Origin of the sequence: Streptomyces sp. HUAS TT7 (assembly GCF_051550175.1) — a bacterium.
Classification (GTDB): Bacteria; Actinomycetota; Actinomycetes; order Streptomycetales; family Streptomycetaceae; genus Streptomyces.
Genome location: NZ_CP196180.1, coordinates 22,268 through 32,146, shown reverse-complemented (window position 1 = coordinate 32,146; position 9,879 = coordinate 22,268). Strand labels below are relative to the sequence as shown.

At 72.0% G+C, this 9,879-nt stretch carries 8 protein-coding genes; 1 reads left to right on the top strand and 7 read right to left on the bottom strand.

From position 1 onward, the window contains the following. Positions 1-579 precede the first annotated feature (579 nt). From mobF to ACSHXC_RS43570, 7 genes are all read right to left on the bottom strand, one after another. Entirely contained in the window at positions 580-5,340 is a 4,761-nt protein-coding gene (gene mobF / locus ACSHXC_RS43600; protein ID WP_438297973.1) for a MobF family relaxase, read from the bottom strand. Between the two features lie 650 nt (positions 5,341-5,990). Then, positions 5,991-6,506, bottom strand: coding sequence for a hypothetical protein (locus ACSHXC_RS43595; protein WP_166625873.1), 516 nt, complete (start codon positions 6,504-6,506; stop codon positions 5,991-5,993). Then, positions 6,503-7,234, bottom strand: a complete 732-nt coding sequence (locus ACSHXC_RS43590) for a hypothetical protein (protein WP_166625872.1) — start codon at positions 7,232-7,234, stop codon at positions 6,503-6,505. Before ACSHXC_RS43590 ends, ACSHXC_RS43595 begins: the two co-directional genes overlap by 4 nt. A gap of 119 nt (positions 7,235-7,353) precedes the next feature. Then, positions 7,354-7,680 (bottom strand): hypothetical protein, encoded by a 327-nt coding sequence (locus tag ACSHXC_RS43585; protein WP_438297971.1) that lies wholly within the window; start codon positions 7,678-7,680, stop codon positions 7,354-7,356. Then, a complete protein-coding gene (locus ACSHXC_RS43580) occupies positions 7,674-7,964 on the bottom strand; it encodes a hypothetical protein (protein ID WP_359743670.1) in 291 nt (96 codons plus the stop codon). The genes ACSHXC_RS43585 and ACSHXC_RS43580 overlap by 7 nt, the downstream gene beginning before the upstream one ends. Beyond that, positions 7,961-8,446, bottom strand: coding sequence for a hypothetical protein (locus ACSHXC_RS43575; RefSeq protein ID WP_166625869.1), 486 nt, complete (start codon positions 8,444-8,446; stop codon positions 7,961-7,963). The genes ACSHXC_RS43580 and ACSHXC_RS43575 overlap by 4 nt, the downstream gene beginning before the upstream one ends. Positions 8,447-8,461: 15 nt before the next feature. Beyond that, positions 8,462-8,956, bottom strand: coding sequence for a hypothetical protein (locus ACSHXC_RS43570; protein ID WP_438297969.1), 495 nt, complete (start codon positions 8,954-8,956; stop codon positions 8,462-8,464). Positions 8,957-9,183: 227 nt separating this feature from the next. On the opposite strand from ACSHXC_RS43570, the gene ACSHXC_RS43565 reads away from it, so the two are divergent. After that, a complete protein-coding gene (locus tag ACSHXC_RS43565; protein ID WP_438297967.1) occupies positions 9,184-9,840 on the top strand; it encodes a hypothetical protein in 657 nt (218 codons plus the stop codon). Positions 9,841-9,879: the final 39 nt, after the last annotated feature.

Below are 9,879 nucleotides of genomic sequence, written 5' to 3'. Positions count from 1 at the left end.
GCCTTCGCTGGAACGGGCGTCGGGCCGTACTCGTGGCCAGGCCACTGGGGAGTCGTCCCGGCCGCCGGCTGCGGCCGCTCGGGCGTCCGCAGTACGTCACCGATCGACTGATGGAGGCGCCGGGGGCCGTGCCCGCCGTGCTCGCTGCTGCTGGCCATGGAACGAAGGTAGCCGCGGGGACTGACACGGTGCCAGAGGTTCCGCCCTCACGGCCGCGCCGTACGTCCGGGCTGAGCGGGGTGGTTCCCTCGTTGGGCGGCAGACTTCAGTCCAGTGCGCCGTTCGTCGGCTGTCCAGGATCGGGCTTGCCCGACCGCCGAAGGCGGCGCCGTAGGCGTCCTGGATGGCCGGCGGGCGGTGTGCTGCCCTCGGGTGCCGTCCGACGAGGGGGCCGCACCGCGACCCACCACCATCTCCACCACCCACAACCCGCACCCACCAAGCCGTGCCCCCCACCCCCTCCGCAGGGTGGCCGGGGTGTGGGGCAGAGCCCCGCGTCTTCCCTCACCCGCACTCGACAACGGAGAAGGGGCGGACCGCCTGGTGGCAGTCCGCCCCTCGCCGGGGATGTGCCCCCGGTTACATCTCGACCTCGCGGCCCCGCCGGAGTTCGGCCGCGGGCGGCTCGGGCGCCTGGACGACCTGGGGTTCGTCGCGGCGGGTCCGCTCGGCCTCCTCCATCTGCTGCGTCTGCTCGCGGTCGGCCAGGATCTCCGTTGCCCGCCCGGCGGTCCGGACGGCTTCCTGCAGCTCCTCGCCCGTGAGCTTCGGCGCGGTCTCGTGGGCCCGCTCGCGCGACTGACGCAGGGCCTCGGCCTCGTAGTGCTGCCGCATCTGCTCGGCTTCCTGCTCCTGCTGCACGCGGGCGCGCTCGGCCTGGCGCTCCTGTTCCAGCTCCGGTTCCACGGCGGCCGGCTGCACGTCCTCCGGCAGTTCCACGGGCTCCGGCTCGGGCGCCCGGAGTTCCAGCTGGCGCTGTGCCTCCTGCGCCTGCTCGCGCGTCGGCTCGGTGTGCTCGTGCCACGCCTGCCGTGCCTCGTGCACCTTTTCCAGCTTCTCGCGGTCCTCGGCAAGCGAAGCGGTCAGGGCCTCGTACCCCTCGACGGCCTCCTGCAGCTCCTGCGCCTGCTCGGGCGTCTCGGCCTCCATCGCCTTGATGTACGTCTGGACCGACTCGCGCTCGGCGTCCGACAGGGACTCGCTGACCTCGCGGAGCTGCCCGGCGACGTGCGGCGGCGCCCACTCGGTTTCGCGGTCGTACCGCTCGACCATGCGCCGCAGCGTGGCGTCCGACGCTCCGACCAGCTCCATCCGGTCCTCGGGCTCGCCCAGCGCGCGGTACGCCCGGTCCCAGTCCTGGCGGACGTCGACCGCACCGCGGCCCGGCCGCTGGCCGATCGCGTCGCGCTCGTTCTCGTGCTGGTGCGCCTCGCGGTACGCGGCGACGGACCCGGCCCGCTCGATCCAGCGCTCCCGCCAGGTCGGGTCCTCGGGGACCGGTCCCAGCTTCTGCGCCCACTGCGGCAGCTCGCCGGCCTCGGCCTGTTCCAACAGCTGCTGCCCCAGTTCCAGGCGCTTCTGCTCGGCCAGCTCCGCGACGCCCCGGGCGTACTCGCCTTCCGGGCCCTCGATCTCGGCGGCCCGGTTCCGCCAGTCGGCGCGCTCCTCGGCGGCGGCCTGGCGCTCCTCCACGATGCGGGCCCGCTCCTGCGACTCCTGCCCGCCGTGCAGCACCTCGGCGCCCAGCGACATGGCCATGGCCTGGTTCATCGCTTCCTGCTGCCGCGCCTGCTCGAACGCTGCGGCCTCCGCTGCCCGCTGGGTCTCCATCGGGTCGATGACCTGCGCCCCGATGACCGCCTGCTGCGCGGCCAGGGCGTCCTCCTGGCTGCCGTTCCAGGCCAGGACCGGAGCCTGCGACATGGCCTCGGCCTGCCGCATCGCCTCGGCCTGCGCCTCCTCGCTGATCGCCCGGTCCACGTGGGCGACGGGCGCCACGGACAGCTCGGCCATCAGGTCGTTGACCGTGCGTTCCTGAGTCTCGACGGCCTCGCGCACGCGGGCCTCGTCCGCCTGGACCTGGCGCCGGTCGGCGGCCTCCAGCTCCCGCTCCGCCCGCCAGTGCAGCACCTTCGCCACGTCCTTGGCGTCGGCCAGGTCGCCCCCGGTGATGCTGCGCATCATCTCCATGGCGTCGTGGCCGGCGGCCTCGGCGCTGCGGCCCAGACGGATGAGGGAGCCGTACGCCTCGCTGTCGCGGACCTTCGCGAACTTGTCGCCCAGCTTCTCGAACAGGACCCGGCCGAACTTCTTCTCCGCGTCCTTGGTCGACAGGTCTTCCAGCTCGTACGAGTGCTTCGCCAGGGAGCTGGACCATTCCAGCTCCTCGCGCTGCACCTGCGTCGCGGACTTCTCGACGCTGGAATTCTCCAGGGTCTGCTTGAAGAGGGTCATCGGCTCGGGCCGCTGCTCCTCGGGCACGCCCGGCATGTCCGTGGACATGTACGCGGTGTTCGCCTCGCGGCCGCGCGTCATCGCGACGTAGAACGCCTCCCGCGAACCGGAGCCGTCCCAGTAGGAGTGGGCCGTTCCAACGGTCCGGCCCTGGGTGGAATGGATCGTGCCCGCGTACGCCAGGTCCACGTGCTTCTGCACGTACGAGGACGGCAGGGTCACGGTGTCCCCGTCGTCGTAGGCGGCGGTCACGGAGCCGTCCTCCGCGATGCCCAGCACCTTGACCACATCGCGGTTGGTGGCGAAGCGGTCGCCGGACGTGCTGGTCAGACGGCGGTTGTTGTCCCGGAGCTGGATCATGTCGCCCTTGCCGACCGTGAGGCCGCGCCCGTCCAGCTCGATACCGTCCGCCTCGACCTCCCCGAGCCGAACGAGGTCGGCGCGGGCGCGGGCGGCCAGCTCGTCGGCCTGGGCCGTGGTCGGCGCGATGAGTACCGCGTCCTTCCCGCCCGTGTGGTCGACCAGCCAAGACTGGTACGAGGCTTCCACCATCTCCTCGCGCGTTCCAGCGCGCAGACGGCCGCGGGTCTCGTACTCCGCGAGCACGTCCACCTCGCCCTTGCGGAGCTTCAGGGACGCCTCCTTCTCCCACTCAGAGTTGAAGCGCATCACCTCGTCCAGGCGGTGGACGTTCGGCAGATCCTCGGTCAGCTGGGAGAACACCCCGCCGCTGCCCACGCTGCTGAGCTGGGCGTTGTCGCCCACGTACAGCACCTTCGCCCCGGCCAGGTCGGCGTACCGGCGGATCTCGTCCAGCTGGCCCGTCTCGGCCATGGACGCCTCGTCCACCAGGATCAGCTGGCCCGGCCGGAGCTGGCAGGCGTTCCGGTCCTCGTCCGACACCGCGGTGCCCGATTCCATCCGGCGGTTGGTGTCCAGGAACTTCGCGATGTTCGCGGCGTTCTCCACGCCCTCGTCGGACAGCACGCGGGCGGCGCGCTGGCTGACGGTGAGACCGATCACGGGGCCGCATTCCTGCGTCCAGACGTCGTGGATCGCGCCCGCCAGGCGGCTCTTTCCAGTTCCAGCGGGGGCGGCCACGACCTCCATGCGGCGGCCGCTGGCCAGGATGGAGCGGAACGCCTTCTCCTGTCCCTCGTTCAGCCCGGCGCCGGCCACGGCCGCCTCGATCGCCTCGCGGCCCACGGCGGGGGCGCCCAGCTCGGTGGCCTTGGCGATGATGCGGCCCTCCCGCTCCAGGTGGGCCTCCGTGGCGTACCGGCGGGCGCCGTGGCGGGCGTAGACCGACAGCCCGTCCTCGCGGCACAGCTCCGGGGGGAGCGGGACGAGGTTGCGGGCGGTCAGCCGGACCACGGCCGTGTCGGCTCCGGGCTGCAGGGCGGCGTCGGCCAGCTCGTTGACGAGGGCGGTCACCTGGTGGCGTTCCAGCCCTCCGAGACAGTCCGGAAGTTCCTTGGTGATCTCCACGATCAGGTCGCCTCGACGCCACGTCGACTTCTGGTCCTGGGCGTTCTCGATGGCCTGCTGCACGACCTTCGTCGGGTCGAATTCCAGGCCCGATTCCAGCGTACGTCCGTCGCGTTCCAGTTCGGCGGTCGCGCGTTCCACCTGCGCTGGAATGTCGGCCAGCGACTCGCGGGTGTCGGCCACCATGTCGGCCTCCCAGCGCTCCAGCAGCTGCTCGCGCGGGACGGCTTCCACCTTGTTCTTCCGCTCGGTCAGGTTGACCCACTGCGCCATGCGGGCCAGCTCGTGGGCGCCCGGCGCGCGGCCGGTCCGCTCCTCGTACGCCTTGGCCAGCTCGGCGGTGCCCTTGGTGATGGTCCGCCGGCGGGAGCTGTACTTGTCGCGCTTCTCCTCGGAGATGCCGACGATCTCGCGGGCCATGCCGTCCGGGCGGGTGGCCACGCGAAAGCCCATCTTGCGGTACAGGGCCTCGTCCGACACCTTCTCGAAGATGTGTCCGGCGGCCTTGGTGTGCCGGTAGATCTCCTGTCCGTCGATGGTGAGCCACTTCGACGTGACTTCGCCGGTCACGGGGTCGACGGACGAGGATTCCACGCGGTTCCAGATCGCGTTGTGGATGTGCAGCTGCGGGTCGGAATCGCGGCTGGTGTGCTGCCGGAACGAAGCGATCGTCCACGCGTGCGCGTCGACCTGGCGGCCCATCGGGGCCCCGTCCGGGTCCTTCGCACCGTGGCGTCCGTCGCGGGCGTACCCGGCCTCTTCCTCCAGGAATTCCAGCCCGGCCTGGACGCCCTCCATCAGGCACTCCCAGACCTGATCGGCCTTCTCTGCGGCGGCGGCCGCGCCCTCCAGGTCCCCGGCCTCGCGGAGCCGCGCGGCCTCGATCTGGAACCCGGCGTGCAGCAGGCTGTACGACTTCGGCGCGGAGAACGTGACGTCGTAGTACGACCGGCTGGAGGGGGCGTTCTGGCGCACCTTCAGCTCCGCCGCGCGGCGCTGCTCGGGCGTCGAATCCGGCCCCAGCTTCTCCAGCGCGGCCTCCACCTTCTCCTCCGTCGACTTGGTGTAGTCGTACGGCTTCCGGCCCACCCGGGCCTCGTCGTAGATGGCTGCCACCTGGGCGTTGTACTCGTCCGATCCGGGCTCGGCCGTGATCGCAGAGAGTGACGCCCGGACTTCCGCGTGGAGGCCCGGGTGCGTGAACTTCGAGTACATGTCGCTCATCAGCTCATGGTCGACTTCACCAGTCAGACCAAGATCGTTTGCGGCGCTCCCGAGCCAGATCCCGGCCGGTTCTCCGGCCTGCTCGATGGACTTCAGGTAGTAGTGCTCACCGCCGCGACCGACCGCGTTCATGAGGTATCCCGGGTCTGATCCCGGGCTCACAGTAGCGGTCATGTGATCACGGTACGGGCCATCGGATGGTAATGCAAGGGTGTGTTGAAGTTAGTAGGTAGCTCAGGTTTCAAGATCCGGGAAGAGAAGGGGGTGGAGAGGGCAAGTAGGCAGATGGGAGAGGAGATCGACAAGGGCAAGCAAGGGAGGACAGCAAGGGGAGACGAGGGAAGGACGCAGGGAGACATCAGCCAGGGATCGGGAGAGCGCGAGAGGGTGCCCCTCTCGCAAGTGTTGACCGCGACCGGTGGGCGCCCGGTAGGCTGCGCCACAGACGACATGAGGCCCGACCCCCGGACTGGGGGCGGGCCTCGACTGTTACCAAGCGTGTTTTTCGGCGGCGGCGTCGCCCGGGTGGCCGGCGGCCGCGAACGGCGGACGGTCTAGCGTGGACATGCTGTGAACCGCACGCCCGGCGGACCCTCGCGCGGTCCGCGAAACCGGCCCCCGGCCGCCCGCACGCCGTAGCGTGTCCACGCTTTGAACCGCCCACGGCGGCGGCCCGTACGGCAACCGCTACGGCGGGCCGGTCCACCCCGCACGCCATAGCGTGGACACGCTCTGAACTGGCGTCGGCCTCGACCGCCCGGCGGGACGAAGCGGAACCGGTGAGCCCCGACCTACTACAGCATGTCCACGCTATGAAATGGCCTTCACCAGAGGGTGTCCTGGTGCTCCCCCGAGGGGTGGCCGGCCGCGAGCGCGGCCGCGATGGCGGCGGACTCCGCGCCCGGCTCGGCGGCCAGGATCGCGTCCCGTACGGCGACCGCCCGCCCCGCCGCGCCCCGCACGTCCGCGAGCGCGTGACCGGTGAGCCCCCGGCGGGCCGCGTAGTCCACGATGTTCTGCAGCCGCTCCCCCGCCAGCCAGTGGTCCGGGTTCTGACAGCTGCTCTCGTCGCAGGTGTGCCGGACCACGGCGCCGTTCCGCAGTGCGGCCGCGCCGTGGCAGATGACGAACCCGAGCACGTGGGCCGACACCACGCGGGAGGTGCCCGCCGGGCGGCTGCCCGCCCGGAGTTTCCCGTGCCCGGAGTCGCTGATGGCCCCGAGCCACCAGTGGCACGGCGTCGGGCCGGGGCCGCGGTACACCTTCGCCTCGTACCGGGCGGCGGTCGCCGGGTCGGCGGCCAGGCGGTCCCAGGGAACCGCGGGGGTCGGCTCGCTCATGCGGCGGCCTCGTCCGGCTCGGCGTCGTCGGCGGACTCCTCGGCCTCGAACGGCTCTCGGCACTCCCCGCACAGGATCGCCCCGCCCTCCAACAGCTTGGGGGTGACCTGCATCCGGCGGGGCGGGTCGCACTCGCACGCCACGGCCAGGCGCTTACCCGCCCGGCCCTTCCCGCCGCGCGGGCCCTCCTTCTTCCCGTCCTCGTCCTGCTCCTGGTCCTTGTCCTCGTCGGGGGCCTCGATCCGGGCCAGGGCGGCGGCGTCCAACTTCCTGATGACGGACGCGTACCGGCTGACCGTGGCGGCGGTGATCAGGGCCTCCGAGAAGCCGATGACCTTCTCCGCCCGCTTCGGCGGCTCCAGCCCCAGCTCCTCGGCCAGGGCCGCGAACTTGCGGTTGTGCCAGCGGCCCGCACACGAGGTGTCCCGGATGCCCCGGGCGGCCGCGAGCGCGTGCGCGGCCTCGTGCAGTGCGGTCTCCACCACCATCTGCCCGCCTACGGCGATGGCCTCGCCGGAGATGAACAGCTCCGCCCGGCGGCCGCCGGCCGCCGCGTCCAGCCACCGGTCCGCCGTGTGGTGCCCCCAGGACGGCCGCTTCTTGTTCCGCCCCTGCGTACCCGTGCCGGTGATCATCACGACGTCTGGAAGGTCGGGGTGGTGCTTCTGGAACGCGGCCCAGGTCGCTTCCAGCGCGGTGGTGATCCGGGTTCCCTCTTGAGTCGGCATGTCTCAGATCGTAGCGTGAACACGCTATAGAACGGGAGAGGTTCGGACGGGCTGGAACGGCAACGGCCGCCGTTGGAACTCGCGTTCCAGCGGCGGCCGGTCGGGGTGCTGAGGGTTGGTCAGTCGTCGTACTCGTAGGCGTCGGTCACGAGGTCGCCCCATCCCGCGTGCCCCCGCCATTCCAGGCGGTGCCGGAGCATCGCGGCGGCGTCGGCCTCGTGGACGTCCAGGGCGAAGTGCTCCCGCGCGGCGGTGAGGACGTCGCCCACGGTGACCCGTAACGGCCAGGTGATGTGGATGTCTGTCACGGGTTCGGAGAGGCGGGCCCGTACCGCCGCGGTGATGGCCATGTCCGTGGCCTGCTGCACCTGGGCCTGGAAGTGCCGGGCCCGCTGTTCGGCGGCCAGGCGTTCGCGCCGCCGGCGGATGGCTCGCAGTATCACCACTCCTCCTTCGGGTGCGGCTCGACGTGCCCGCAGTAGTGGCACGTCGCCCCTGCCGGGAGGTCGACCCTCGTCCCGGTGCAGCGCGGGCACTCCCCCAGTTCCAGCACCGGACCGGTGCCCCGGACGCACGCGGGGCACCGGTGCCCGTCGTCGCCGTAGGTCCACCCGGCGCGCTTCATGACGTCCTCGAACTCGTCGGTGTCCAGCGCGTACGGGTCGTCCACGGGTTCCAGGAACAGCGCGACGCACCCGTCGCGGTCGCACGTCACGGCGTCTCGGATCACCGGTCCTCCTCGGCGGCCGCCGACTCGTCGTCGGCCAGCTCGGTGAGTGCGAGCGCGGCCCGGTGCTGCTCGGCGGTGAACCCGATCGGCTTCCGCCCCTCGCGCTCGTCGCCCTCGTACAGGTGGCGCTGTCCGTCCGCGTACGACCGGAGCACGTCGCGCGCCTCGTCCGGGGTGCAGTCCAGCGCGGCCGCCACCTCCTGCCAGGTCGCCCCCAGTTCCAGGGCCTCGTGCAGGGTGCTGGGCCGGTAGTTCAGGGCGGTGCGGCGGATGGCCTCCCCCAGGGCCAGCTGCGCGAGCGCGTCGCCCGCGGTGCCGCGCTCGACCTCGTACGGGAAGTCTGCGGGCAAGCGGCGGTTCGACAGGCGCTCGGCGTGCTGGGAGTGCTTCTCCGCCTGCCAGGTCAAGGGGGTGGCCGGCGGGAGGTCGTCGGGTCGCCGGACCTGGAGGGCCTGGAAGTCCTTGTACGCGTCGGTGCTCACGGTGGTGGTCGCCCTTCAGTTGGTCGGGTAGAGGTCGGCGCGGGGGGTGTTCTCGGTCAGCCACCCGCGGAACGGGTGGGTGCGTCCGTCGACGGCCAGGCGGTCGTACCGCTCCTTCACCGTGGTGTGGTGCTGGCCGATCGCCTCGCCCAACTCCCGGAACGACATCTTGTCGCGGTCGGCCTCCGGCTCGCGGGCCGCCAGCATCAGCTCCTCCTCGATGGCGGCCAGGCGCTGCTTCAGGCGGCGGATGTCCCGCAGCCCCTCCCAAATCAGCTTCTGTTCCAGCGGCTCGCCGGACTGGATGGAGTCCATCGCCAAGATGGCGGTGTCCGCCTCGTCCGCGATGCTCCACTGCTTGTTGCCGTGGAACGCGAGCGTGTACGTGCCCACCCCGTCCGGCCAGTGCGCGGTCCGCCCGGCGGCCTCCCACGGCTCCATGCCGGGCCGGTTCGGTGTCATCGGCTCCTCTGCCGGGTGCGGGAGCGGCCGGTGCTGAGAGGTCGTCATGTACGGTTCCCTTCGTCGGTGTTGGGGTTCCCCAACACCCTTGACTGTAGGGGTTCCCCTACGGCCTGCGCAAGCGGTTCAGTCGATCCCGCCCGGCCAGCTCGTGGCTGGTCTCCGTCCCGGCTGGCGGGTCGCCCGCGCGAGCGGGTATCTCTACGGACACGTACGGACAACGGGGCGGTGATGGGGAGTTGACCCAGGTGGAGCTGTGGTGGAGACGACCTCCCGTGCCCGGGTCGCGCCGCTCGCAACGGCAGCGTGCGGTCGCGGAGCTGCGGGCACAGGGGCGGTACGGGCCCGAACTCCGCGACGTACTGCCCGCGTTCGTCGGGCTCGCCTTCGCTGTGGCGGGGCCGGTCGTCCTCCTCGTCTGGCTGCACCGCGCCCTCGGCGTCGGCGGCCTGGTGCTGGGGGTCGTTCTGCTCGCGGCCGCCACGGCGGTGGGCGTGCGGTGGCGCCGCGCGGCGGCCCGCCGGCGCGGCGGCATCTACACCTCGACCGAACTCGGCGTGCTCGATGACCACGGCCTGGCGGCGGCCGCCGAACGGATGCTGCGCCGCGACGGCTGGCACGTCATCGCGATGCCGGACGAGGGGCGGCCCCGCCTGTACGCCCGCGACCGCGGCGGCCGCCAGCTCGATGTCGGGTTCCGCCCGGCGGACGAGGCGGCGCACGAGGACGCACCGACCGGTCCCGCTCCCCTGCGGGAGGCAGGCCGACCCGGGGTCGACAACCTGATTCGAGTGGTGGTCAGCAGGGGCTCGTACAGCCGCGCCGATGTCCTCTGGGCCTCCCGCCAGGGCGGGGTCCACCTGCTCGACGGCCGCCAGCTGCAGCAATGGGCCGCCGGGGCGTCCCTGGACGACCTGGGCCTTCCTGGCTGACAGCCCTTGCAAGATCGTTTGGCGAAGCGCGGGCGCGCT